24 protein-coding genes are annotated in these 25080 nt (G+C 35.2%); 9 read left to right on the top strand and 15 right to left on the bottom strand.

Translation table 11 applies throughout. The annotated features are described in order from the left end of the window. Positions 1-2 precede the first annotated feature (2 nt). The 4 genes from JOE44_RS14430 (at position 3) to JOE44_RS14415 (ending at position 5060) form a co-directional block, all read left to right on the top strand. Positions 3-2654 carry a 4-alpha-glucanotransferase gene (locus JOE44_RS14430; RefSeq protein WP_209786116.1) on the top strand — a complete coding sequence of 884 codons (2652 nt, stop codon included), beginning with the start codon at positions 3-5 and terminating at the stop codon, positions 2652-2654. Positions 2655-2793: 139 nt separating this feature from the next. Beyond that, entirely contained in the window at positions 2794-3786 is a 993-nt protein-coding gene (locus JOE44_RS14425) for a hypothetical protein (RefSeq protein WP_209786115.1), read from the top strand. Between the two features lie 187 nt (positions 3787-3973). Continuing rightward, the gene (locus tag JOE44_RS14420) at positions 3974-4423 is read left to right on the top strand and encodes a hypothetical protein (RefSeq protein ID WP_209786114.1); all 450 of its coding nucleotides are present in this window, start codon (positions 3974-3976) and stop codon (positions 4421-4423) included. A 127-nt stretch (positions 4424-4550) separates the two neighbouring features. Beyond that, positions 4551-5060, top strand: a complete 510-nt coding sequence (locus tag JOE44_RS14415; RefSeq protein WP_105684569.1) for a ferritin — start codon at positions 4551-4553, stop codon at positions 5058-5060. A gap of 72 nt (positions 5061-5132) precedes the next feature. On the opposite strand, the gene JOE44_RS14410 is transcribed toward JOE44_RS14415, so the two are convergent. Further along, positions 5133-5354: a hypothetical protein gene (locus JOE44_RS14410; protein ID WP_209786113.1), complete on the bottom strand. Its 222-nt coding sequence runs from the start codon at positions 5352-5354 to the stop codon at positions 5133-5135. 133 nt (positions 5355-5487) lie between these two features. Continuing rightward, complete coding sequence (locus JOE44_RS14405; protein WP_209786112.1) at positions 5488-8628, bottom strand: UvrD-helicase domain-containing protein; 3141 nt, start codon at positions 8626-8628, stop codon at positions 5488-5490. A gap of 182 nt (positions 8629-8810) precedes the next feature. Between JOE44_RS14405 and JOE44_RS14400 the strand changes: the two genes are divergently transcribed. The 4 genes from JOE44_RS14400 to JOE44_RS14385 all read left to right on the top strand — a co-directional run bounded on the left by JOE44_RS14400 (position 8811) and on the right by JOE44_RS14385 (position 12022). After that, complete coding sequence (locus JOE44_RS14400) at positions 8811-9557, top strand: carboxypeptidase-like regulatory domain-containing protein (RefSeq protein ID WP_209786111.1); 747 nt, start codon at positions 8811-8813, stop codon at positions 9555-9557. Continuing rightward, positions 9558-10391: a hypothetical protein gene (locus JOE44_RS14395; protein WP_209786110.1), complete on the top strand. Its 834-nt coding sequence runs from the start codon at positions 9558-9560 to the stop codon at positions 10389-10391. Between the two features lie 3 nt (positions 10392-10394). Then, positions 10395-11201, top strand: coding sequence for a carboxypeptidase regulatory-like domain-containing protein (locus tag JOE44_RS14390; protein WP_245169788.1), 807 nt, complete (start codon positions 10395-10397; stop codon positions 11199-11201). An 86-nt stretch (positions 11202-11287) separates the two neighbouring features. Continuing rightward, positions 11288-12022: an SIMPL domain-containing protein gene (locus JOE44_RS14385; RefSeq protein WP_209786109.1), complete on the top strand. Its 735-nt coding sequence runs from the start codon at positions 11288-11290 to the stop codon at positions 12020-12022. A 54-nt stretch (positions 12023-12076) separates the two neighbouring features. On the opposite strand, the gene JOE44_RS14380 is transcribed toward JOE44_RS14385, so the two are convergent. The 5 genes from JOE44_RS14380 to JOE44_RS14360 form a co-directional block, all read right to left on the bottom strand. Beyond that, the gene (locus JOE44_RS14380) at positions 12077-12589 is read right to left on the bottom strand and encodes a GNAT family N-acetyltransferase (RefSeq protein ID WP_209786108.1); all 513 of its coding nucleotides are present in this window, start codon (positions 12587-12589) and stop codon (positions 12077-12079) included. A gap of 3 nt (positions 12590-12592) precedes the next feature. Further along, the gene (locus JOE44_RS14375) at positions 12593-12814 is read right to left on the bottom strand and encodes a PspC family transcriptional regulator (protein WP_034695702.1); all 222 of its coding nucleotides are present in this window, start codon (positions 12812-12814) and stop codon (positions 12593-12595) included. Between the two features lie 96 nt (positions 12815-12910). Then, positions 12911-14167 carry a DUF2851 family protein gene (locus tag JOE44_RS14370; protein WP_209786107.1) on the bottom strand — a complete coding sequence of 419 codons (1257 nt, stop codon included), beginning with the start codon at positions 14165-14167 and terminating at the stop codon, positions 12911-12913. A gap of 27 nt (positions 14168-14194) precedes the next feature. Beyond that, positions 14195-15343 (bottom strand): N-acetyl-alpha-D-glucosaminyl L-malate synthase BshA, encoded by a 1149-nt coding sequence (gene bshA / locus JOE44_RS14365; RefSeq protein ID WP_105684577.1) that lies wholly within the window; start codon positions 15341-15343, stop codon positions 14195-14197. Between the two features lie 27 nt (positions 15344-15370). After that, positions 15371-17074, bottom strand: coding sequence for a glycoside hydrolase family 3 N-terminal domain-containing protein (locus JOE44_RS14360; protein WP_209786106.1), 1704 nt, complete (start codon positions 17072-17074; stop codon positions 15371-15373). Between the two features lie 115 nt (positions 17075-17189). Here JOE44_RS14360 and JOE44_RS14355 point away from each other — a divergent pair, with 115 nt between their 5' ends. Beyond that, on the top strand, positions 17190-17735 hold the full coding sequence (locus JOE44_RS14355) for a hypothetical protein (RefSeq protein ID WP_209786105.1): 546 nt from the start codon (positions 17190-17192) through the stop codon (positions 17733-17735). Between the two features lie 251 nt (positions 17736-17986). Here JOE44_RS14355 and ribA read toward each other — a convergent pair whose 3' ends face one another. From ribA to JOE44_RS14315, 8 genes are all read right to left on the bottom strand, one after another. Next, on the bottom strand, positions 17987-18583 hold the full coding sequence (gene ribA / locus JOE44_RS14350; RefSeq protein WP_052198528.1) for a GTP cyclohydrolase II: 597 nt from the start codon (positions 18581-18583) through the stop codon (positions 17987-17989). Positions 18584-18601: 18 nt separating this feature from the next. After that, positions 18602-19060: a hypothetical protein gene (locus tag JOE44_RS14345; RefSeq protein WP_079240316.1), complete on the bottom strand. Its 459-nt coding sequence runs from the start codon at positions 19058-19060 to the stop codon at positions 18602-18604. Continuing rightward, the gene (locus tag JOE44_RS14340) at positions 19057-19671 is read right to left on the bottom strand and encodes a DUF4254 domain-containing protein (protein ID WP_105684581.1); all 615 of its coding nucleotides are present in this window, start codon (positions 19669-19671) and stop codon (positions 19057-19059) included. Before JOE44_RS14340 ends, JOE44_RS14345 begins: the two co-directional genes overlap by 4 nt. A 15-nt stretch (positions 19672-19686) precedes the next feature. Beyond that, complete coding sequence (locus JOE44_RS14335) at positions 19687-19902, bottom strand: twin-arginine translocase TatA/TatE family subunit (protein WP_047429099.1); 216 nt, start codon at positions 19900-19902, stop codon at positions 19687-19689. A 31-nt stretch (positions 19903-19933) separates the two neighbouring features. Further along, complete coding sequence (locus tag JOE44_RS14330; protein ID WP_209786104.1) at positions 19934-21496, bottom strand: M23 family metallopeptidase; 1563 nt, start codon at positions 21494-21496, stop codon at positions 19934-19936. Further along, a complete protein-coding gene (locus JOE44_RS14325) occupies positions 21493-22338 on the bottom strand; it encodes a DUF4292 domain-containing protein (RefSeq protein ID WP_209786103.1) in 846 nt (281 codons plus the stop codon). Before JOE44_RS14325 ends, JOE44_RS14330 begins: the two co-directional genes overlap by 4 nt. A gap of 104 nt (positions 22339-22442) precedes the next feature. Beyond that, positions 22443-23459: a sugar phosphate nucleotidyltransferase gene (locus JOE44_RS14320; protein WP_209786102.1), complete on the bottom strand. Its 1017-nt coding sequence runs from the start codon at positions 23457-23459 to the stop codon at positions 22443-22445. A 153-nt stretch (positions 23460-23612) separates the two neighbouring features. Further along, positions 23613-25040 carry an oligosaccharide flippase family protein gene (locus JOE44_RS14315; protein WP_209786101.1) on the bottom strand — a complete coding sequence of 476 codons (1428 nt, stop codon included), beginning with the start codon at positions 25038-25040 and terminating at the stop codon, positions 23613-23615. Between the last annotated feature and the right edge of the window lie 40 nt (positions 25041-25080).

Here is a 25080-nt window from a genome sequence, read left to right as displayed (position 1 = left end):
AGATGAAACTATACTTTAATGTAGGATATGTTGTAAAAGCAGGAGAAAATTTGCAGCTGGTATTTGGTGAAGATGAGAATGCCTTACATATCCATACTATGTTTTATGCGGAGAATGGTGTATGGAAATGTGAAGTAGACTATTTCTCAAAATTCATTTCTTATCATTATCGCGTGGTGAATGAAAAAGGAAATGTAGTAAGAGAAGAATTTGTGGGACATCATTTGAGTTTCCCCCATAATTATAAGGAGTTTGTCATTTTTGACGAATGGAATAATAAAAACTTTCCTGAGAATTATTTAAACAATAAAATCCTTTACAATAAACTGCATGATTTTGTTCCCGATAAAGTAACAGTTTTAAAAAAACATACCCATCTGTTCAGAATAGAGGCTCCTATTTATAATCCGGATTGGAAGATTGTCCTTTTTGGAAGTACAGCATCTTTAGGAAATTGGAACTATGACAAAGTTGTTCATCTGCATCAGACAGATTTTGGGATGTGGGAAACTTCTGTCGAGATTCCTGAAAATGAATTTATCCAATTTAAATATTGTATTTACGATACCCAAGAAAACAGGGTTATAGATGTAGAAACAGGTGAAAACAGATTTACTGTGGCCAATCCATTGAATGATGTACTGCAGATTGTTTCCAACCATTATTTTAGATTTAAAGGCTATCAGATGTACCATGATGCCGGTGTTGCTGTTCCGGTATTCTCTCTGAGAAGCGAGGATGGATTTGGAGTAGGTGAATTTGCAGATATTAAAAAACTGGCAGATTGGACGAAAGAAACCAATCTTGGTATTATTCAGATTCTTCCGATCAATGATACAACAGCGAATTATTCATGGACAGATTCCTATCCCTATGCTGCCGTATCCGTATATGCTTTGCACCCACAATATATTTCTTTAGAAAACCTTGATTATTCTTTACCGAAAGAATTAGTTAATGAGTATTTGTCTGAAAAAGAGAAGTTAAACACTCTGGATCTGATTGATTATGAAAAGATGATCGAAAGCAAATGGAAATATCTTACAGCAGTTTTCAATAAGGAAAAAGACAAAATTTATAAGGACAGAAACTTCAAAAAATTCATCAAGGATAATGAATACTGGCTTGTTCCTTATTCAGCTTTCTGTGTTTTAAGAGATAAATATAAGACCCCAAACTTCAACGAGTGGAAAACCCACAAAAAATATATTGCAGGAAAAATCTTACAGTTTTTTACAACGAAAAATAAAGATTATGATACCTCAATGCTTCACGCCTGGGTACAGTATCAACTGCATATACAACTTAAAGATGCCGTTGATTATACCCATAACCTGGGAGTTTCGTTGAAGGGAGATCTTCCCATCGGTATCTACAGATATTCTGTAGAAGCCTGGACAGAACCGGAATTATTCGGAATGGATTTCCAGGCTGGGGCACCTCCTGACCAGTTTACAGAGCTGGGGCAAAACTGGGAATTCCCAACTTACAACTGGGAAGCGATGAAAGCAGATGATTACAGATGGTGGAAAAATAGATTCAAAGCTCTTGAACAGTATTTTGATGCCATGAGAATTGACCATATTTTAGGCTTCTTCAGAATATGGAGGATGCCTATTTCTGCCGTACAAGGAATTTTAGGATACTTTTATCCGGCTGTTCCTATTGTTGTGGAGGAATTCAAAGCCTGGCAGATTCCATTCAATTTTAACAGGTACTGTAAGCCTTTTATCAACAACGAGATCTTATGGGAATATTTTGGAGAAGAAAATGGGAAAGCTCTTGAATTTATGAACCGTAATGAAGACGGTACTTATACTTTCAAAGAAGAATTTGATACCCAGAGAAAGCTAGTCAACTTCTTTAAGAAAAAATCATATGGTACTCTTGAAGAAAAATTGGTTTCTCTCTGCGCCAATGTTTTGTTTTTAACAGAAGAAAGAAATGGGAAAACGGTTTATCATCCTAGATTCAATGTTTACAATACAGAGTCTTATAAATACCTTCCGGAGTCCGAACAGAAAAGCATTTATGATTTGTACCACGACTATTTCTTCAGGAGACAGGATCATTTATGGTTTGAAAAAGCTATGGAAAAACTTCCGGTTATCTTGAACGCTACCAAAATGCTGATCTGTGGCGAAGATTTGGGAATGGTTCCTGCCTGTGTACCTGTTGTGATGGATGAATTGGCTATTATAGCACTTAAGGTACAAAGAATGCCTGCCGAAAATATACCATTCTATAATCCTAAGAATGCCAATTATATGAATGTGGTAACTGCTTCTTCCCATGACAGTTCAACCTTGAGACAATGGTGGAAAGAAGATCGTGTACTTACCCAGAAATATTATAATCAGCAGCTGATACAATACGGAAAAGCTCCTGAAGAGCTGAACCCTCACCTTGCAGAAATCATTATGAAGCAGCATTTATATAATGAGGCTATGCTTGCTATATTCCCGATTCAGGAATTCTTTGCAACAGATATAGAGCTTACCAATAAAAAAATGGATAACGAAAGAATTAACAATCCTGCAGTCTTTCCACATTACTGGCGTTATAGAATGCACATAAAGCTGGAAGGCCTGAAAGAGAAAAAATCTTTCAATAACAAAATAGCTCATTGGATAAAAGATAGTGGGAGGATGTAAATTTAACACCTGATTATCAATTAGTTAATAATATTTTAAAAGAAGTTTGATCTTATGATTTAACTTCTTTTTTTTATTTGTATCAAAAAGATAGAATTAAGATATTCTGCTATATATTAACCAATTAACGACTATAGAAATGAAAAAAATATTTTTGGGATTAGCTCTTGGGTTAGGCGTTTTGACGTCAGCTCAGCAGTATCCGAATAATGGTTGGGATGATGATGGTTATTATCAGAATGATGGAGGTTATTACAATGATGAAGATGACAGGAATTATTTCCCTGACGATTATTATTACAATTATCCTCAGGACTATTATCCAAGTAATTATTACCAAAGCTACTATAACGACTACAGAGGAAGTATTATTAATATCGACTGGAACGGGTTTTTCGTACAGAACAGATTAAGCAGATGGCAGGTAGATCAGATTATGAGATTGAATAATCTGTATGCAAGTTTTACAGTATGGAATAATTTCTATAGATATAATCCGGATAGATGGTATTATGACAGGTTTTATGCTTTGGAAAGAATTTTAGGACCAAGAGTATTTGTTGTTTTCCAAAATAACTATTACAGAGGTTCCAGCCCGATTGTATATTTCCAGAATTACAGAAGATCCTATTATGTTCCGAGATATACGGTAATGCCTAGATACAGAAATATCAATATCAATATTTACAGGGTAGACCGATCAAGATTCCGCAGAATGGATAATCCTACTTTTGATATTATCAGAAGAGACAGCAGACCTGACAATGGTTTCCGAAACACAAGAAGTAATGGAGATAATGGAGGATTCCGAGGTAATAACGGAAGTAACAATAATTCAGGTTTCAGAAATGACAATAACGGAGGATTCAGAAACAACAATGGAGGTGGCTTCAGAGGGAATTCTGATAATGGAGGAAATAGAGGGAATTCAAATAATGGAGGCTTCAGAAATAGCAATGGAGGTGGTTTCAGAGGAAATAATGAAGGAAGAGAAGCTCCGAAAAGAGAAAATAATGGCGGATTCAGAGGAAATAATGGAGGCTTCAGACAGAAATCTGAAAATGCTGCTCCAAGACAAGAGAACCGTGGTAATAGCGGTGGCGGTTTTAGAGGCAGTTTAGTTAGGAATTAATTTTCATATATTATATTTAAGTGGTGTGAAGGGCAGGTTTTTATAATCTGTCCTTTTTTTTGTTGTTTTTCTAATTTATTTTAGTTAAAATTTAACATTATTTATGAATTTGTTAATTTAACTTGTGTTTTAATTCATAATCAAAAAGATATAATAACAAAATAACAATTAATTAAATTTTAAAAAGATGAAAAAATTAGTTTTAGCAATAGCATTTATCGGAATGGGAAGTTTTGCAATGGCACAACAGACAACAACTCCACAAGACAGACAAGCAAGAGCCGTTGAAATGAAGCAGAGAATGGAGCAGAAACAACAGGAACGTTTGGATCAGATGCAAAAAGATCTTAATCTTAACCCATCTCAGGTAGCTCAGATAAAAACGCTTCAGGATAAAAGAAAAGCTGAAATGAAGGCGGAATTTGACAAAAATAAGGTAGACAGACAAGCTAAAATGCAGGAAATGCAGGCCAAAAGAGCACAAATGGATGCTGATATGAAAAAAATCCTTACTCCTGATCAATATGATAAATGGCAGGCTGACAGAAAAGCAAAAGCAGAGAAAATGAAGATGGCTATGAAAGAAAGAAGAATGATGAAAAAGCCGATGAATACGGGAACTGCTGAAGTAAAATAACAGTTTGTAATTTTAGTTTTTTAATGTGTTAAGGATGGATGTTTTTCCATCCTTTTTGTATTAATTTTCTTTAAAACTTTTGATTTCGGGCTTTTATTCCCTATTTTTGAATATAAATTTAATACTTATGGTTAGCGAAAAAATTGCGAAATTAATTAACGAACAAATTGCCCACGAACAATACGCCGCTCAATATTATCTTTCAATGTCTGCATGGTTTTCTGGAAAAGATCTGGATGGAATTGCCAACTATTTCAGAGTGCAGAGCAAAGAAGAATTGATGCATGCAGATAAAATGTTTGATTATTTGAATGATGTAGGCGGGGAAATTATCATCGGAGAAATTCCAAAACCTCCACATGAGTTTGAAAATGCAACTGATATTTTTGAAAAAGCATTGGCTCATGAGAAAATAGTAACTAAAAGTATTTTCAATATTGTAAAGAATGCTAACGAGGAGGGAGATTTTGCAACAACATCATTCCTGCAGTGGTTTATCAACGAACAGGTAGAAGAAGAAGCAAGTGCTTCTCAATATGTAACAAAAATCAAAATGGTATGCGATAATCCATCCGCATTATACCTTTTTGACCAGGAATTGTCTCAGAGAGTATTTACTCCTACGACAACAGCTTAAGATTGAAAATTCTCCAAAATATTAAACCGTTATCCTCTGGGATAGCGGTTTTTTATTGTATAATGATAAAATCTATCTCTTAGGAGTCTGCCTTTGTAATCTCACCGCAGAAATAAAAACTATTGCTCCCAATACAAAACTTAGAAACATTGATTTTACAATGTTTTCAGTGGGGAAATGATGATCATCTTCTGTAACAGGCGGATCTAAACAATCAACAATATTATAAATGACCATGGCCGAAAATAACATCATGATCAGGCTTATTGCAAAGGAATTTAAATATATTCTCATGGTTGGTTAGTTGTATTCAAATATAATCAAAGACTATATTTTTATTCGTACAAAATAAAAATAGTTAATCCTTTTATATTTTGAAGGGTTTTTTATGAGAATTATTATAATAATCTTTTGGTACTGTATAGAGTTATAGATAAATAATCTGAGTTTTAAGAACTTTTTTGCCCAGACGCTCCAGAATATTTTTATATCCTTCTACCTGTGCTTCATCCTTAGCCTTTTGTTCACCGGTTTTAAAATCTACAATGATATAACCTTCCTGACCCTTTAAAATGCGGTCTGGTCTGAATATATGGCTTTCTCCTTTTTCAGAGATCATAATATCTTTTTCGTTGATTACTTCCCATTTCTCATCAAAGAACTCTGCGTAAGTTCTGACAATTTCCTGTAGGGTAACCTGTATTTCATTTTTCTCTTCCAGTGTAATTTGTCCTTCTAAAGCATATCCGTCCAAAACCTTGATGATATCTTTCTCAGTATTGATTTTTGATAAAAGCTCATGGACAAAAAGCCCGATTCTTACCTTTTCATTTCGTACCTGATAATTTTTTGACGGCGTAGCAATCTTGATAGAAGTACTTTTTTCATTGACATTTTTCAGATCCTGAATATTCTGGGTTTTAAATAATGAACTTTTATCTTTAGAATGTTTCTTCAGCATCTCAGGATTTACTTCATACACATCAAATTCATCAGCCTGTTCCGCGTTTTTTGCCTGAAGGAATTCTAAAATTTCCAGATTGTTAGACGTTTTATTTGCTTTTTGCAGATAGAAAAACAGTTGTTCAACAGGTCTCGTGGTAGCCACATACTGCAGGCACAATCTGTCAATCAGGTTTTTGTAAGCATTTTTACTGTTGAAAAACAGAATCTCTTCATCATAGGCTTCCAGATTTTTGCTGAACTGATTGATATTCACTGATTTTAATGCTTCACTTTCATTCGTATCAAACCAGTTGGTAAATTCACTGTCACGGTTTTTATTCATCATAGGAATAAAAACAATGGGAAATTCCAGACCTTTAGACTTATGAATGGTCATGATTTGGATGGCATCAATGTTTTCCGAAGCCTGTATGGTATATGAAGAAGCTTCTTCATCCCAATATTTCAAAAACTCTTTGGTACTGGCTCCTGCATTCTGCGTGAAGTTGAAAAGCATTTCCAGAAAGTTCAGTAAAAAGTCTGTTTCTTTGTTTTCAACAGAAAATTCATTGATGTAATATTCAATAAAATTATACAGATTGAATCTCGGGAAATTATCCTGTTTAAGCTGTAGTAGATATTTCTCCTGAATGAATTGTAATATTTCTTCATGCCCCTCAATATTCAGAATTTCTTTCATTCCCAAAGTGAAATCCGGCATATGAATTTTCCCCAGTGTATTCAGATGATACATCATCATGATCAGGCAGGTTTTATTCTTAGGATTGAGTTCCCAGCGGAGGAACTCTATAACAGCCTTTAAAGTATTGGAAAGTTCCAGTGTAAGACCCTTATCAGAGATTGTTTTAATATTGGTTTCCTCTCCTTTATACTTAACCTTTAAATTTCCCAGTTTTTGAGAATAGCTGAAAATATCAAAATTTCCGCGGCAAAGGATCGTAATATCAGAGAATTTAAAGCCATTATCCAAACATTCCTGGATATCTTTTTGCATTCTTTCCGAAGTATCAGTATAAAACTCTTCATTCGTAAGATTTTTGATCAGATTTACCTTTACCCGTCCATCCATTTTGGATTTTGGATTTTGCTCAGCATCTGCCCCGAAAATATTCTTATGCTCTTCCAGCAATCCTTCAGAATGAAAACGATACAATTCATTATTGAACTGTACAATATTTCGGGCACTTCTCCAGTTGTCTTTTAATACCAGAAGATCAGCCTCTTTTGGAGAGAACTCTTTTTTGTTGATAATATCCAGCATCAACTTACTTTCTCCACCACGGAAGCGGTAAATACTCTGCTTGGGATCACCCACCAATGTGAATGAAGTATATTCCGAAGAAACACTGTGATCTCTCAGCGGAACAAAATTCTGCCACTGCAGTTCTGATGTATCCTGAAACTCATCAAAGAAATAATGCTGAAACTGTGCGCCTACTTTTTCATAAATAAAAGCCGAAGGTTCATTTTTAAGATTTTCATTAATCAGGATATTAAACTTAGAAAGAAGAACAAGATCATTTTCCTCCTCAATTTTTTGAAGTTCATCCTGAATATCTTTATTAACCTTTAAAGGAAGAAGAGCAGACAAAACTTTCTCTTTCTTCTGAGTCTCAATGTACAGAATAATAAGTTTCATCCTATTGTCAAGAAGCTGATCAAGAATCTCCAAAATATCGGACTCTTTATGCTTTGATTTTGAAGAAGCTCCTTTCCTGTAATTGTTAATCACAGATTCTTCCTGGGTGGTTGGAAAAGGAAAACCGGCCCTTTTCTGTTGATAAAAATCGATGACCTTAGTAAAGAAACCTCCGATTCCGTTTTTACCCTGGGCAAAATCTTCAATTTCTATATTTCTTGATTTGAATAATTCAATGGAGTGGGCTGCCAGTTCAGCAGACTGCTTTTTGTTTTGTACGATTTCTTTACGGAGTGTATTCTTTATATTCTCATAATTGGCATCATCAAAACTTTTGTTGCTTTTCAGATGTTCGTAGTGAATATCTTTTACAAATTCCTTAGCCGAATCATAAAGGTTTTTATTAAGATTAATCCTTTCATTGTTTTCAAGACTGTAGTCTACATAATCCATGAAAGAATTGGAAATCTTTTCATTCTCACCGATCTGATCCAGCATTTTATCAACCGCTTCTATCAGAAATGGTTCAGCTTCAATTTCAAGATTGAAATTTTTAGCCAGTCCCAGTTCATAAGAAAAGCTTCTTACCAGCCTTGAATTAAAACGGTCAATCGTTCCGATATTCAATGTGGAATAATTGTGGAGAACATAGTCAAGCAATTTTTTTGAACGGTGGTGAAGTTCATCAATGGTAATTTTTAAACCCTGTTCTTCAAATGCTTTCTGGATATTTTTCAGATCTGTATTCTCTGCATAGTCTTTAGATGAAAAATTTCCCAGCCATGATAAAATTCTTTCCTTCATCTCGTTGGCTGCTTTATTGGTAAAAGTCAGGGCGAGAATATTCCTGATCGACTGCTGTTGATTAGGATAGCGGAGACAGATCATCAGAAGCCTTTGTACCAAGGCATACGTTTTCCCGGATCCGGCAGAAGCATTGATGACTGTGTAAGAATTTTGCATTGTTAAAGGAGAATTGAGACTGCAAGTTAGCTAAAATTTAAAAAAAACTTTAACAATTTAATTAGGCTATTTAACACTTTACAAGGCAAAAATCAAAAAGAAATATTAAAACGCGTTAACTGTGGTTAAACTTATGGGATAAATTAAAAATAATTTTAGCTTTGCTTTATAAAAAATAGCCCGTGAAACTTAAACTATACTTTTTCTTATCCTTTATTCTTTTTATCCATACCCATGCCCAAAGCTATATATTTGGTAAGATTACTTCCGAAAACGGTACTGAAATGCAGGATGTGAATGTAGTTAATATCAGAACGGACGAGATCGTAGTTTCCAACCGGGACGGACATTTTATGATTTCCGGAAAACAGGGAGATGAATTACGTTTTATAAAAGCAGGTTATGAACGTCTGACAAGAAAAGTTACTCAGGAAAATACCCAGTCTCCTATGAATATAAATATGGTTCGGCAAACCATTGAGATCCCTGAAGTAGAAGTGAAACAAGGGCTTACCGGAAACCTGAAAATTGATTCAAAACTTTATAATAAACCTAAAAAGGTAGAAAAATTAATCAAAGACATTGATCAGTATATTGCTCAGAAATCAGATCCTAGAATACTGGCCGCAAAACCTGGAGAATTTGTACAGCCGAAAGGCCAAGGATTTTCTATAGGGAAAGTTAAAGATAAATGGGATGATGTAGATCTAATGAAATACATCAGGGCAAGCCTGGGTGACGATTACTTTACCAATCTTAAAATAGAGAAACCTCTGATAGATCATTTCATTTATTATGTTTTTGCAGGCGGCTTCGAAAGAAAGAAAATTCTGAAATACGGATTCTGCAGCGATGCGGATCTGAACAGGTTTCAACGTTTTGTTCTGACAAGGATTTCTTCTTACCGTGCTCCACAAACTCAAAGATAAATGGAAAAAAGATATATCAATAGATTTTTATTTCTCGTGCTTTTTTGTATCACTTCAGGATTGTGGGGACAGCAGAAAATATCAGGGAAAGTTATTACAGGAGATGAACTGGATTTTGCTCCTGTACTCATCGTTAATATTTCAGGAAACAAAAGCATATTAAGTGATATGTCCGGAAAATTTGAGATCGAAGCCAAAGAAAATGATGAAATCAGATTTGTCAAAGAAGGATATTACCGGGTTGATAAAAAAATTACGAATGAAGATCTCAGCTCTCCCTTAAATATCATTTTGAAAAAAATGGAGATACAGATCCCTGAAGTGAAAATTAAGTACAGACCTACCGGAAATCTGGCAAAAGACAATCAGCATTTGAATGAATCCAGAAAACTTCAGTCCTTAAAATCAGATATGGAGGAATATATGAGAAGCCCGCTGAATCAACCCTTACCCAATAATACGCTGTCAAAAACTTTTACAGGACATGATTTTAATGTGGGGCAGGTTAATTTGTTTGGCGTATTTAATGCTGTATCAGGTTTAGTAAAGAAAGCAACAAAGCCTAAAATTACTAAAGCGAATTACAATGAAACCCAGGATTTCCTACGCAGAGTAAAAAATGAAATAAACCTGAGTTTCCTGAAAAAATACGGAATGGATGAGGAACAGATTGATACATTTCTGCTGTATGCCGATAAGACCCGTTCATTGGCAAAAAGATACCGTAAGGATTTTAGTATCGATGTCGTTGAATACGAGCTTAAAATTGCCTTCGGGGAATACAGTAAAACGAACAAATTAGAAGGAAGTCAAGATAATACTTATAAAAATTAGAAGTTGGACTATATCACTGAAAATACTGAAACATCCGGGCAAAGAAAAATTTTTCTCTTCCTGATGCTTCTGTGCAGTACTTTCTTTTTTTCTCAGCAGACAGTGACGGGACGAATAGTGGAAGATAATGGAGAGAATTTGAGTAAAGTAATTGTTATCAATATGTCTACTGACAAGAAGGTATATTCTGATGCAGAAGGAATATTTTCTATTGAAGCCAGGCCTAATGATGAACTGAGATTTGTAAAAGAAGATTTCAACAGAACATCCAGAAGGGTCCTCACCAATGGTACCAATTTACCTCTGTTTATTACTCTTTATCAGATTCCGAAAGATGTGGGTGAGGTGAAGATTGTTAAAAAACTTACCGGAGATCTGGAAGCGGATTCCCGGATTGTAGCAAAAGTAGATAAAGGAGAACAGGTGAGAGATGCTGTAGGTCTTCCGCAGCCGGTAGGAAAAATGAGAGAAAAACCCGCTGAAGTAAAAAGTGTTCTTTTGCCGATACTCTTAGGAAATCTGAATGTTCAGGGAGTTTATGATCTGATAAGCGGTAAAGCCAGAAGACAGAAAAGACAATATAGATATGACGATCTTCAGGAACATGTTGCCTGGATTCGGGACAGGATAGATGATGATTATTTTGTAAAAGCCGGAATTCCAGCCGACAGAATTTCAGAATTTATTCAGTTTTCATTTTTAGCAAAGCCTCAGGTGAGAACCTATGTGAAAGCAAAAAATCTTTCAGGCGTAATGTTGAGGTTAGAAGAAACAGTGCCGCTTTTTATGGAGAGACTGAAGCAAGATTAAAAGTAATTTAAATGTTAATAAATTCTTAAAATATTGGAATAGAAATTGATACAGTCTAATGGTAACAACCCAAATTCACAAGTTTTATGAATAAAAATATTTTTGCAGTGGCTATAGCCGCCTTAGGTTTTGTGATTGGTCTTGCATTTTTAGGAAATGCTATAAAGAACAGGAATAAATCTGAAAACACAATTTCCGTAACAGGGCTCGGTACAAAACAATTTACTTCAGATCTGATTACCTGGTCCGGAAGTTTTTCCAAAAATAATGTAGATCTGAAATCGGCTTATGATGAGCTTGCGACAGACAGAAAAGTAATTAATGATTATCTGCTTTCAAAAGGGATACAGCAGAAGGAGATTGTATTTTCCTCCGTGGATATTCAAAAACAATTCAGAAGTTATAATGATGCTAACGGAAACTATGTGCAGGGAGAATTCTCCGGTTATAATCTTACCCAAAAAGTTTCTATTGAAAGCAAAGAAGTTGGCAAAATAGAAAATCTTTCCAGAAATATTACCGAAATTATCAACCGCAGGATTGAATTCACTTCTTCTTCACCGGCTTATTTTTATACTAAATTGGCTACCGTGAAGCAGGAAATGATTGCGAGTGCAACAAAAGATGCCAAAGAACGCGCTGAAAAAATTGCGGAAAATTCGGGAAGTGATCTGGGAAATCTGAAGAAAGCTACAATGGGAGTGATTCAGATTACAGCACCCAATTCTAATGAAGACTATTCTTATGGCGGAACTTTCAATACTTCATCCAAAGAAAAAGAAGCCAGTATTACGATCAAACTGGAGTATGAAGTAAATTAATATAAAATATCAGTAAAAGAAAAGCGCCGGAAAACTATTCCGGCGTTTTATATTTTAATGATAAATGATATCAAGAATCTCTTTTTTAGCTTCCTCCACATTTTCAGGAGTATAATTGGCCAGCAGCCATAAATTCAAAGATTTTTTTCCTTCACCATAACTAGGCTGTATATGATTGGTATCAATAAGTGTGAAATTATTTCTCTGATAAAAAGAATAACGTCTTGATGCATCTTCACTCAATTCTGTAGGCTCAATTTCCAGGATAATACGGGGGTAATTTTCTGATAGATGATTCATAATATATGAACCCAGTTTTTTACTTCGAAATGATTCAAATACTTCGAAATGCTCTACAAAAACAAAAGAACTCAGCTCCCAAAGGATGAGGTAGCCAATAGCTTCTGATTCATGGATAACCGACATGAATTTTACATAGGGATTTGAAAATAAGCTTTCAAACTGATCTTTATCTCTTTGCTCGTCTACAGGAAAAGTGGTGGTATAAGAAGTATAGATTTCCTGAACTCTATGATCTTCAGCAGAAGTAATGGGTGAAAATTCCATAATTTATAAATCAAAGACACTGGGTCTTCTGGTGATAAAAATATCTTTAATCCAAAGTGTAAATGCCAATCCCAGATAGATCAGAAAGAAAAATCCAGCGGTTGCAAAAGTAGAGTAGATGAAGAAAATTCTCAATTTAGAAACAGGAATTCCCAGCTTGGCACCTGTTCTAGTCAGTACACCAAACCATTCTCTTTCCATTTTATGACGGATATTACTCAGCATTTTTCAGATTGTTATTTAACAGTTTTGAATCCAATACTGCAAGTTAAGGATTTTTTTTGACAACGATTTTTAGGTGATTTGAACTTTTCAATACATTCATTCTTTTAAAAGTTTGAATCCAATAGCGCAGGACAAACAGTTCTTCGGCTCACAACAGGTCTTGTGATGATAAATCAGGCTTTGGCTTTCTAAAGCATTATTCACTTTCAAACCCAGCTTTTCCCAGTTTTTAATAACCGTATTTTTTTCAGCAGAAATAGTGCTGTAACGTTCAATGATTTCATCGGCAATTTCTTCGTGATGATCTTTTTGGTAGGCATATTGTAATGGAAGTACAGTGTTTAGAATGAGAAGATCAATAAAATCTTTACTCAATGCTTTAGGCTGTACTTTGGAAATACTTCCGAAATTAAAATGAAAATTCCAGTACTCAGAGGCTTTTACAGATTTGAAAATGTCATACAGCTGCTCTGTGCTTTTCGCTTCCATAATTTTTGAGAATAAATGCTGATGTTTGTAAAGGTCTGCTAATTGTGACAATCGGATGGTAGGGAAATTGGGAGGTCTTAATCTTAAAAATTTAGGATGAAACTTTAAATCAGAAACTGGAAATTTGGCTTTAATGAATTCAAATTCTCTTTTCCATATTTTCATCTGCCCGTCCTGTGGATCATCCAGCCATCCCGAAATTCCGAACAATAAGGCTTCAAGCTGAAGGGGATTCTGACGGATTTTATTAATAATCCTGTACTCTACACTTTCTGCAATCTGCCGGAAAATAAGGGCATTTACTTTTAAGCCAAATGAATAGGCAAAACTGTGAAATAAAACAGCCTCGAAATTATTTTTGTATTGATATAAACTCTGCTCAATCTCCAAGGATTTTTCATCCAGTTTTTTCAGAATATTCTCTTCATGGAAGTTGAACGGTATTTTTTTTGGATCAAAAATATTTTCACAGGCAATAAATTGATCTCCGTTATTGAGTTTTTCATATCTCCAAAGGATATTTTTATCGATATAGTTTTGCAGCTCCAATGTCGGAACCCGTTTTTCGGTAAGGTCATGAATTTCTATGTCGTGCTGAAAAACAACATGAAGAATGATATTCTGATAATTGGGATCTATGGAATGATGGTGGAAAATCCAGTCTGAGGAACGGATATGCAGTTCTATGTTTCCTGCGAGAAGTAAGCCGTTGATTTTGATTTTGGCGTCCAGAAAATCGGGACCTGCGTTTTTATTCCATTTTCCGAAATGGATGATCTCAACGGAATTTCCTTCAATATCTTTGAAGTCAAAATGTTTGAAAACCTTATAGTTCCAAAGATATTGAAGTAGTTTTTCCGTCATAAGTGTGACGTAAATATAATAGAAATATTATACTTTCGTCAGCTCCTTATTAAAATTTTCTATGGTCGTTCTATACATTTTCTCATAGATAGGAAGAATGTTTTTCAAATCGAATTTTATGGCCTGATCTTTCGCATTTTGCTTCATTTTGGCTAAAAGTTCATCATTGCTCAACAGCTTGATCGTATAGTTGCTCATGGCTTCTACATTTCCGATTTCAGCAAGATATCCGGTTTCTCCCTGAATGTTCACTTCAGGAATTCCTCCTGCATTGGAACTAATCACCGGTGTATATGCTGCCATCGCTTCCAGTGCTGCCAGACCAAAACTTTCCTGCTCCGAAGGAAGAAGAAATACATCCGAAAGCTGTAAGATTTTATACAAATCATTTACCTTTCCTAAAAGACGTATTTTGGAAATAAGCTCCGGGTTTTCTTCTAAAAACTGATTTACTTTTTCCATATCCGGACCTTCACCAATGATGATCAGTTTGGATTTAACCTTTTTCTCCACATTTTTAAAGATCTGGAGTACCTCGTCCACACGTTTTACAGGACGAAGATTAGATACGTGAATCAGGATTTTTTCATCAGGATTGGCAAACTGTGTTCTCTGGCACTCAGAGCAGTCATCAAATTCAGAATTGTCAATAAAATTGGTAATCACCTGAATTTCCTTTTTGATGTTGAAGAACTGAAGGGTATCTTTTTTCAGGCTTTCCGAAACTGAAGTAATAGCGTCAGACTGATTGATTGAAAACTCTACAGCATGTTTATAACTAGGGTGCTGACCAACAAGGGTAATATCTGTCCCATGCAATGTTGTTACCAACGGAATATCATTATTGTCTTCTTTAAGCATTTGTTTGGCTGTAAAAGCAGCATATGCATAAGGAATGGCATAATGTGCGTGAAGAAGATCCAGTTTATAAAGATTGACAACCCTGTAGATCATCGAGCTTAGCGCAATATCATAAGGCTGATACTGGAAAAGCGGATAGGTCTGAACATTTACTCTATGAAAGAAAATATTCGGGTTGGTGATATCTAATCTTGCGGGAAGTGCAGAACTGATGAAATGTACTTCATATCCTTTATTGGCAAGAGACATTCCTAATTCTGTTGCTACAATTCCGCTTCCCCCATAAGTGGGATAGCAAAGTATGCCTATTTTCATTAGATTATTGTTGTTTTTGATGTTGTATTATTTGATAGTTGTTGAGGTATTGGTAGTAAGTTCTATACCCATTCCCGGTTTTAGCTGGTCATTTACCAGTACAGGAAGTTTTCCCCATATTTTTGTTTTTCCGTTTAATGCATCAGCTGTCGCATTCATTGAATCATCGTTGTTTTCATAAGAAACAAGAACTGTTGAAACTTTTGAAATATCAATATCTTTTAATGCATAAGCACTTCCGAATACATTGAGAATTACATTTTGATTTCTTGTAAGATCGGAAAGTATTTTTTTCGATTCTGCAGATATTTTGTAAGGTTTATAAGCGGTTGAGTTGTCTTTATGGAAACCTACAATAACGGTAGAACCTGCCGGAATCGTAGTAATTTCTCCTGCTTTTTTGATCACCACATTACTTCCTAATCTGTTGGCGAAAGTCTGATAAGGAGCTTCTTCAAGAGGAACATAATATATCTGTTTTCCTGTAAGAGGCAGTAATTTCTTTTCATCTTTTAATAAAGTCAATGCATTGGAATAAAGATTTTGTACCAATTGGATGTGAGAATCATTATTCAAATCAGCATTGATGTTTTCAGGATTTTTTGGGGTGTATTGAGTTAATCCAAGGAAATATTTGGTCAACAGAATTTTCTTCACGCTTTCTTCTACTCTTGATTGAGGAATTTCTCCTTTATCAAGAGCTTTCTGGATGAGTTTTTTACCTTCAGAAACCCCTTGAGAGAAAAGCATAATATCATTTCCTGCTTTAAAAGCCATGGCATCCAGCTCACCTGGTTTGTATTTATTCGCTACAGCGCCCATATTTAAGGCATCAGTAATGATTAAACCTTTATAACCCAGCTTATCTTTTAGTAATCCTGTAATGATATTTTTAGAAACAGAAGCCGGAATTCCTTTTCCTGATTCTAAGCTCGGGACATATAAATGAGCTACCATTACGCCGCCGATTCCTTTATTCATCAACGCTTTAAATGGTGCCAGTTCGACCGTATTAAGCCTGTCAATAGTGTGGGAAACTACAGGGAGATCAAGGTGAGAATCTGTGCTGGTATCCCCATGTCCTGGAAAGTGTTTAATAGCTGCCAGTATATTATTGTCCTGAAGACCATTAGAATAGGATAGGGCAGAGCTGATTACATTATTCACTTCAGATCCAAAACTTCTGTTACCGATAATCGGATTATTAGGATTGGTGTTTACATCCACTACAGGGGCAAAATCCCAATTTATTCCCATTCTGTGGCAATCCTCTGCAATTTTCGCAGCCATCTGATAGACTAGGTTTTTATCCTGGATAGCTCCTAATGTCATTGCCCATGGAAATTTATGAGCCGTGGCAATTCTCTGGTATAATCCCCATTCTGCATCCATCCCGATCATCAAAGGAACTTTTGATTTTTGCTGAAATTCATTCACCAGATTGATTTCTCTTGCTGCATCATCCTGCATTAAAATAAGACCCCCTATTTTATCATTGGCAACAATAGTTCTTACCTGGCTGATATAATCTTCTCCTTTATTGGTATACAGTGCTACAATAAAAAGCTGTCCTAGTTTTTCATCCTGAGAAAGATTTTTGTAGGTTTTATCAACCCATTGCTGAGCTTTTTTCAAATCTTCTTTGGATGCATTTTTTGGCTGATACTGAGCCTTAATCGTAGGGCTTATCAATGCAACAATAAAGAGTGAAGTATATAATAATTTCTTCATGACTTTTTGAATAAGAACAAAAATACAATTAAAAAAATGAGGAAAACAAAGTTTTTGAGATTTTTGGTATATGATTTGAATACGCAATATAAATAATAACTAAACTTTACTAAAAATGAAAAAAATACTTCTCTTTTTATTCCTGGGGGCTGTAGGTTTTACCGCTTATAGCTGTGACAATAGTGATGATGTTGTGGTAGCAAAAGATTATGATACAATAAATCAGTCATTTGATATTAGCCCTAATTTTACAAGAGTTACTGATAATCTTTACAGATGGAGTGATGACTTTAACAGTCCATTAGTACAGTCTGATATGGTGCTTATTTATATGCAGAATGGGACTGACGGAGATTCTCCTGTATGGAAACTTCTTCCTTATACATCGTATGTGGGGAACGCCAATAATGATGCTGTAGATTATATTTTTGATTTCAGCAAGTATGCTGCTACTATTAATATTAACTCTACCAATACATTTAGCTTAACAGCTAACCCAACGTATTATCAGAATAAAAAATTCAGAGTTCTTATCCTTCCTGCAAATGGAACAGGTACAGGTGGTGCGAAAGCGGCTAAAGGTTCTGCTGTAGATTACAACGATTACAAAAGCGTAATTAAATATTACAATATTGACGAGTCTAAAATCAAGACTAAATAATTTAGAATATCTTTTCAGTTTTTTATAATTAAAAAAGCTCCGGGAGAAATATCTCTCGGGGCTTTTGATTTATAAACGTTATGGATAATGATCAGATCATTTGAGTCATGGGTATCGCTGGCGAGAAGATTTCTTGTTAAGAATATTTAGAATGGTATTTTATATACAGAAGCTTTTAGGCTAAAGTATGAACAAGATAAACGGCAAAAGAAAAGCTTCAGAATATTCTGAAGCTTTTCTTTCTATTTTATTTAGTTATCATTGTCATCCAGAAGATGTCCAAAGAAGTCTTTTTTTGTCTGCAGATATCCTTTGCTTATTTCATTAGCCGGAATCTGTAATGGTACTCTTGAATTAAGGTGAATATTGCTGTCTACAACATATTTTACCTTTTCAGGATTATTGGTAAGAAGGTTGATATCTTTTACCTCCAATAGATTAAGGATTTCAATGGCTACGCCAAAGTTTCTGTCATCTGCGGGAAGTCCCAGTTCAAGGTTAGCCTGTACGGTGTCCAGTCCTTTTTCCTGTAGTGAGTATGCCTTCAGTTTGTTAATGATCCCGATGTTTCTTCCTTCCTGTCGAAGGTAGATGATAATTCCACCGTTTTCATGGATATATTTCATTGCAGCATCCAATTGTTGGCCGCATTCACATTTTTTTGAATGGAAAACTTCTCCGGTAATACATTCTGAATGGAAACGAACATTAACTGGTTTTGAGAAATCTGTATTTTCAGCAACGATGGCCATATGAGGCATCCAGTCGTTTTCGTTTTCGGAGAAAGCTATCATTCGGAAAGTGCCGTGCTCTGTGGGAACATTGGCTTCCGCCTGAATTTTAATCATTGATCGTTCAATTAGTTTTTAACTTCCTGGCAAAGTATCTTCAATAACAGAAATATTTGTTTTTAAACGTACAAGATATCTGTTAAGAACTTCATCGTCGTCTCTGTCAAGATTCTGCCTTAGCTTTTGAATTTTTTTGTATGATTTTTCGAAGCTTTTAAGGGCTCTGCTCTTTCCGGCAGAATTACTGGCATCAATAGCATATAAATAATTCTGAAGGCTGTATTTCAAGCTGGTAATCTCATCATTTAATCCGTTGTTTTTAAACTTGGGAAAAGTAGAGATCATATTTGAAATTTCAGAAGCATTTACATTCTGCTTAATATTGATATTAAAATTCTTCTTTGAGCTTCTGTCTGAATCAGATCCTTTAGCATCACTATAAAAATTATTTGACAACGGAGAAAGATTAAGCTTTTCCGTTGCGCAGGAAGATGTTAATATGATAAGTACTCCAAAGAAAAATAGTCGTTTCATTTCTGTTGCCCTTTTTGATAAAGGATTGGGTTAAGACTTTCATCGTTGTACATTTTCATTTGTTTGTACACTTTCATCTTAACGTTACCGTTTTCAATATCAGTAAGCAACTGATCTATAGAAGTTGATAGGTCTTCTTTCTGAGTAAGCAGAACATCCAGTTTAGCCTGGCAGTTGTTTCTGTGTTCTTCAGAAGCGGATTCTCTATTAGCTTCTAACGACATATGATAAACCTTTAATGCAAGAATTGATAGTCTGTCTACTGCCCAAGCGGGAGTTTCCGTATTTATTTTTGCTTCAGGTTTAGGAGTTATATTTTCAAACGTATTAAGAAACCAGCCGTCAATATATTCTACCAGATCAGTTCTTTTCTGATTGGAGGCGTCTATTGTTCTCTTCAGTTGAAGAGCCTCTGCCGGATCAATATTTTCATCTCTAATTATATCTTCCAAATGCCATTGAACGGTATCAATCCAGTTCTTTGCATACAAAATCCGTTCCAAACTATCTTTTTCGAACGGGTTATTAATTAGAGTGTTAACGTCATCAGACACGTGATAGTCTTCAATAGCTTGATTGAAGACTTTCCATGCAGTCTCAGTAAATTTCATTAATTCTACGGAATTTTAGTTGCTGGAAGAATTGTTATTATTGGAAGCCGACTTATTATTTTCAGAACCAGGTTTATCTTCTTCTTTTACTGCATCTTTAAATTCCTTGATTCCTGAACCTACTCCTCTCATTAATTCCGGAATTTTCTTTCCTCCAAAAAGTAATACTAAAAGTATTGCTACGATAAGGATGTGCTGCCAAGATAAGGCAAGTATTGTTAGTGTATTCATCTCTTAAAATTTTTGTAAAGTTACACTTTTTTTAATATGAAATCCAACCTAATGGATCAACTGGTGTACTTCCGTTCCATACTTGGAAATCAAGTGTATAAGCGCCATCAAAATCCTGAGCTATTGTACCTACCGGAGTTCCTGATGAAACCTGCTGCCCTTTGGAAACACTTACATTTCCTAAGTTGGAATAAATGGTAAAATAACTTCCGTGTTTGATGATTACGGTCTTTGTTCCGTCATTATTGGCCAGTACCGAAGATACTGATCCCGGGAACACAGATTTTGCACGTGTACCCGAAGGAACGGAAATTTTGATACCGTTATTTTCTTCAGTAATATTTTTGAAAACAGGGTGTGGTTGTCTTCCGAAACGGTGAGTGATCTGTCCGGCTCTGTCTGCAGGATAGCCAAGTCTTCCTCTGCTATCTGCAAAACTGTTTCCTGTGGCAGTGGAAACTCCGTAGCTTGTCATTGCTTTAGCTTCAGCAGCTTTTTTCTCTTCTTCTTTTCTCTTGGTAAGGGCAGCTTCTGCGGCTCTTGCTGCTGTCAATTTATCTGCTGCTTCTTTAGCTCTTACATTAGCTTCATCTGAAGCTTTTTTAGCGGCTAATCGTCTGGATTCATCTCTTGCACTCGCTTCTGCTTTTGCTGCTTCCTCGTTACGTTTTCTTTCTTCTTCAGCTCTTTTTGCTGCCAGATCTGCTGCTCTCTTAGCTTCTGCTTCTGCCAGTCTTCTTTCTCTTTCAAGGGCTTCTGCTCTTGCTTTAGCTTCAGCTTCGATTCTTGCTTTTTCTCTTTCAGCAGCTAATTTCGCTAAACGAATTTTTTCTGCTTCCGCTTTTTTCCTTGCTTCTTCTTCCGCTTTAGCAATTCTGATTTCCTCCGCAATAATAGCTCTGATCTGTCCTTCCAATGCTTTAGACTGAACTTGTTTTTGTTTAAGTTCAGCAGTCAGCTTAGATTCGTTTTTCTTAAATTCTGCTACTAATTGTTCTTTTTGAGTTCTTTCAGTATTGATGGTTGCCAGATCTTTCTGTTGATTTACCAAAAGGGATTCCTTCGCTTTTACAGAGTTTTGTTTTTGTGCGATGGTCTTTTTGATGAGGTTGGCCGCGTCTGTGATTTCAGCCGCTTTTTTATCCTGGTAGTCTGAGTATTGTTTCAGATATTGAACTCTTCGTATGGCTTCTCCTAAATTTTTAGCAGAAAGTATGAAAGTTACTTTGTTCTGTACTCCTTTGTTTTTATAAGCATTCACCAAAACTTCAGCATAGTTTTTTCTCAAAACAGCCAGTTCTTTATTCTGACGGTTGATTTCCAGCTGACGTAAATAGATATCATCCTCGATGAATCTTTTTTCTTTCTGTGTATTATTATAAACCTTTTCTCTTAAAATCAACTTTTGGTTGACGTTAGAAAGATAGGCTACAGAAAGTTTAGATTCACTTCTGGTCTTGGCTAAATCGGTATTTATTTGTGCAATTTGTTTTTTAAGTTCGGCATTCTGCTTCTGCAGCTGTTCTTTGGTCTGCTGTCCCTGGTGCAGTCCGAACATCAAAACACCTATTAAAAAGCTAAATTTTCTAATCATTTAATCTCAATTTTCTTATAACTGGATGGTACAGAATAAGGTGTTTCCATCCTGGAAAAGTCAAATTTCGTGTTTTCCAGTAAAATCTGACTAGATTTTGAACCTTTTATAATTATTTTAACATTTTTCGGAAGGCGGATTCCTTCGTATTCATTCCAGTCACTATAAGAAACATCCAGTTCGTCTGATGACAGAATATCCTTTAAATTGACAGATAGTAAATCGTAATTGGTATCGTATTGGATAGCAATCTTATATTCCCTGTTTTTTTCATCGGTTACAATTTTCTGGTTGATCGTGGAAACAATATTAAACCCTTGTGCATTTTGAGTCAGGTTAAACTGCTTGTCGTTGATTTTTACAAAGGTTCTTCCCAGTAAAATTTTTTCCAGAGATTTATAATCAATGAAATTAACATTCAGTAGATTATTAAGATAGTCAAAATCAGAGTCGATATAAGTTTTATTGATTTTATCCTGCCCTTTGATTCCTTCCGGAGTGGCAATACCTCTTGCCGCATTGATGAACAAGGCTCGGAGGTTCATCCATACCTTTTTGTCATTTTCAATATAGATGGTTGCATCCAGTGTAGGAACATAGCTTCCTGTTTCTACTTTTACCTTGCTGTCTATTTTGATCTGTTCAAATTTTGGAGGGATCAGTACATGTTCATAAAAGGTGTATTTGTCTTTCACCGGTTCATTCACATCTTTTGGATCTCCATTATCTTTTGTAGTATTAATGCTGTCCCGTGTATGATCTGTATCATTTTGAGCAGTGTTACGGGTCTTACAGGACGATAAGGCAAGAAGCAATAAAAGAAAAGGGATCCAATTTTTCATGTATTTATCTTTAATTAAAAATACGGTGCAATATTAACGCCAAACCACACAAAAGATATTGTGTGGCTTGATGATGTGTTGTTTATGTTAAATGTTTTCTATTCTTATTTAGATAAAAAATCTAAAACTGAATAATCACCTAAAGAAATTTCTCTGGCAACTCCGAAGTACTGTGCAGAATTACCGATCATAGAATTGGAAAGGTTTCCATGATTGATTTTTGTGTTTTCCTGGATCAGAGAGTTTTCAATATTAGAGTTTATAACAGTGGTATTGTTTCCTAAAGAAACACCGGGACCTACTTTTGAATTAGAAACTTTTACATTTTCCCCAATAAAGCAAGGCTGAATAATCAGAGAATTTTCAATTACAGCAGAAGCTGGATAATGCATCATTTCCTCTCTTTCATATTCAAGGATTTTACTGTTGGTTTCTACGGTAGCATTTTTGTTACCGCAATCCATCCAGTCGTTTACTTTTCCAAGCGTAAACTTAGCTCCTTTTGCTCTAAGATTTTCAAGGGCTGTTGTCAATTGATATTCACCCCCGTTTTTAATATCATTATCCATGATATAGTTGATCTCTTCCATCAGTTTTTCAGCACTGTTGAAGTAATAAATACCGATAATGGCAAGATCTGAAACGTAAGTCGTTGGTTTTTCAACAAAGTCGGTAATGAAACCGTAATTGTCCAATTTTACTACTCCGAAAGCAGATGGATCTTCCACACTTTTCACCCAGATTACACCGTCGGAATTTTTATCCAACTGGAAATCTGCACGGAAAAGGGTATCTGCAAAAGCAATAACAATATCTCCCTGCATAGACTGTTCAGCACATTTGATGGCATGAGCGGTTCCAAGAGGATCGTTCTGATAATATATACTTCCTTTTGCTCCCAGCTTTTCAGCAATCTGAATAAGGGATTTTTCGATCTCAGGGCCAAAATCTCCGATGATAAAAGCTACCTCTTCAATATTTTCTCCTGCAACTTTAGCAATATCTTCCACCAACCTCTGTACGATAGGTTTTCCTGCAATAGGAATAAGAGGTTTTGGAACTGTCAGTGTATGTGGACGTAATCTGGAACCACGTCCAGCCATAGGGACAATAATTTTCATAAATTATATGTATAAAAGATGTTTTATTCGTTGTTTTTAATATTTAGGTTAAAGGTAATAATTAAAATCTTTGATAGACTATGATTAATATCTTTTTAAATATTTGTTTAAATTGGAAATAGGTTTGTTTACAAGCAAAATAAAGACCAAAGTTTAATTCTTTCTGATTCTCGATAGAATAAGGTTTTTTTCAGAATAAATCAACATTCCGGTAAAGACCAAAAAGAGAAGATTACTTGTTATAATATTATAGTGAAGGTATTTTACAATGATGAAACTAAAAACGCCAAGCAGGATCAGGAAAAAGGATATTTTCTTCATTCTGTAAGGAATAGGATAGTATTTCTGACCTAGCAGATAAGAGACGATCATCATAATAACATACGCTCCGAAAGTAGCCCATGCAGAACCGATCATGCTGTGATAGTAATTTAAAGCTAAAAGGTTAAGAGCAATGTTGATTCCAGCCCCAAGCCATGAAATAACCGTTCCCATACTGGTTCTGTCTGTTACTTTATACCATGTTGAAAAGTTATAATAGATTCCAAAACAAAGGTTGGCAATAACAATAATCGGGATGATATCTATAGCGATCCAATACGATTTATTAGGAATAAAAACGGCTTTCAGCCACGATACATTTGCAATAATTCCTAAGGCAACAGCACAGGCGAAAAAAGCAAAATATTCCGCTACTTTGGCATATGTCTTTTTAGCATCACCTTTATCCATTTGCTTAAAGAAGAAAGGTTCAATACCCATTCGGTAAGCGGTAACAAACAATGTCATCAATACAGCAAGCTTATAGCAGCCACCGTAAGCACCAGCTTCTTCGTCTGAAATATGATTTCTCTGAATGGATTTATCAAAATTTTCATTGACCATGAAAGCCAGACCTGCCAGCATAAGAGGAAAAGAATATTTGATCATGCGTCTGAACAATGAAGTGACAAACTGGAATCTTACTTTTAATATAATTGGAAATAATAATAGAAAACCCAATGCACTTCCTGCAAGATTGCTGAAGAACGGGTAGTCTACATTTTGATCCAATCCCATACTTTTTGATAGGCTTTCCGGGATCCAAAAGAAGAGTGCAGCTGTGAAAACAGCCTGAAATATGGACTGAACAATTCGTACAGCAGAATATTTGATAGGTTTATTATGAAAACGCAGCCATGCAAAAGGAATAACCAATAGATTGTCAAAAAATGCAATCAGCGCAAACCATCTGATATACTCAGGGTTATCATGATATCCGGCATAATCTGCAATTGGCTGATTAAATAAATAACACAAGGCAAGGAAAAGAGTGGAAGTAGAAAATAAAAACCAGAACGAGGTATTGAAAGTTTTTTTCTCGTTATCTTCTTCAGCTGAAAATCTGAAATAGGCGGTTTCAAAACCAAAAGAAAGAATAATATTAACAAATGAGATCCACGCATAAAGCTGTGTGAAAATTGCAAAACCTTCATTGGGAATCTTATAGATCAAAAGTGGATTAAGGATGAATAGAATGATTCTTGGTGCTATTGCCCCTACTCCGTAGATGATTGTCTGTCCTAATAGTTTCTTATACAAAGTCGAATTTTTTTGCAAATGTAAAACTTTAAGTATTCGT

Source organism: Chryseobacterium sp. PvR013 (genome assembly GCF_017833095.1).
Lineage (GTDB): Bacteria > Bacteroidota > Bacteroidia > Flavobacteriales > Weeksellaceae > Chryseobacterium > Chryseobacterium culicis_A.
The sequence above is the reverse complement of the archived record's forward strand: the minus strand, read 5'-3'. Positions and strand labels throughout refer to the sequence as shown.

Excerpts from the sequence above, each read along its gene's own strand:
- JOE44_RS14430 (WP_209786116.1), top strand. The coding sequence starts at position 3 with ATGAAACTATACTTTAATGTAGGATATGTTGTAAAAGCAGGAGAAAAT.
- JOE44_RS14425 (WP_209786115.1), top strand. The coding sequence starts at position 2,794 with ATGAAAAAAATATTTTTGGGATTAGCTCTTGGGTTAGGCGTTTTGACG.
- JOE44_RS14420 (WP_209786114.1), top strand. The coding sequence starts at position 3,974 with ATGAAAAAATTAGTTTTAGCAATAGCATTTATCGGAATGGGAAGTTTT.
- JOE44_RS14415 (WP_105684569.1), top strand. The coding sequence starts at position 4,551 with ATGGTTAGCGAAAAAATTGCGAAATTAATTAACGAACAAATTGCCCAC.
- JOE44_RS14410 (WP_209786113.1), bottom strand. The coding sequence starts at position 5,354 with ATGAGAATATATTTAAATTCCTTTGCAATAAGCCTGATCATGATGTTA.
- JOE44_RS14405 (WP_209786112.1), bottom strand. The coding sequence starts at position 8,628 with ATGCAAAATTCTTACACAGTCATCAATGCTTCTGCCGGATCCGGGAAA.
- JOE44_RS14395 (WP_209786110.1), top strand. The coding sequence starts at position 9,558 with ATGGAAAAAAGATATATCAATAGATTTTTATTTCTCGTGCTTTTTTGT.
- JOE44_RS14385 (WP_209786109.1), top strand. The coding sequence starts at position 11,288 with ATGAATAAAAATATTTTTGCAGTGGCTATAGCCGCCTTAGGTTTTGTG.
- JOE44_RS14380 (WP_209786108.1), bottom strand. The coding sequence starts at position 12,589 with ATGGAATTTTCACCCATTACTTCTGCTGAAGATCATAGAGTTCAGGAA.
- JOE44_RS14375 (WP_034695702.1), bottom strand. The coding sequence starts at position 12,814 with ATGCTGAGTAATATCCGTCATAAAATGGAAAGAGAATGGTTTGGTGTA.
- JOE44_RS14370 (WP_209786107.1), bottom strand. The coding sequence starts at position 14,167 with ATGACGGAAAAACTACTTCAATATCTTTGGAACTATAAGGTTTTCAAA.
- bshA (WP_105684577.1), bottom strand. The coding sequence starts at position 15,343 with ATGAAAATAGGCATACTTTGCTATCCCACTTATGGGGGAAGCGGAATT.
- JOE44_RS14360 (WP_209786106.1), bottom strand. The coding sequence starts at position 17,074 with ATGAAGAAATTATTATATACTTCACTCTTTATTGTTGCATTGATAAGC.
- JOE44_RS14355 (WP_209786105.1), top strand. The coding sequence starts at position 17,190 with ATGAAAAAAATACTTCTCTTTTTATTCCTGGGGGCTGTAGGTTTTACC.
- ribA (WP_052198528.1), bottom strand. The coding sequence starts at position 18,583 with ATGATTAAAATTCAGGCGGAAGCCAATGTTCCCACAGAGCACGGCACT.
- JOE44_RS14345 (WP_079240316.1), bottom strand. The coding sequence starts at position 19,060 with ATGAAACGACTATTTTTCTTTGGAGTACTTATCATATTAACATCTTCC.
- JOE44_RS14340 (WP_105684581.1), bottom strand. The coding sequence starts at position 19,671 with ATGAAATTTACTGAGACTGCATGGAAAGTCTTCAATCAAGCTATTGAA.
- JOE44_RS14335 (WP_047429099.1), bottom strand. The coding sequence starts at position 19,902 with ATGAATACACTAACAATACTTGCCTTATCTTGGCAGCACATCCTTATC.
- JOE44_RS14330 (WP_209786104.1), bottom strand. The coding sequence starts at position 21,496 with ATGATTAGAAAATTTAGCTTTTTAATAGGTGTTTTGATGTTCGGACTG.
- JOE44_RS14325 (WP_209786103.1), bottom strand. The coding sequence starts at position 22,338 with ATGAAAAATTGGATCCCTTTTCTTTTATTGCTTCTTGCCTTATCGTCC.
- JOE44_RS14320 (WP_209786102.1), bottom strand. The coding sequence starts at position 23,459 with ATGAAAATTATTGTCCCTATGGCTGGACGTGGTTCCAGATTACGTCCA.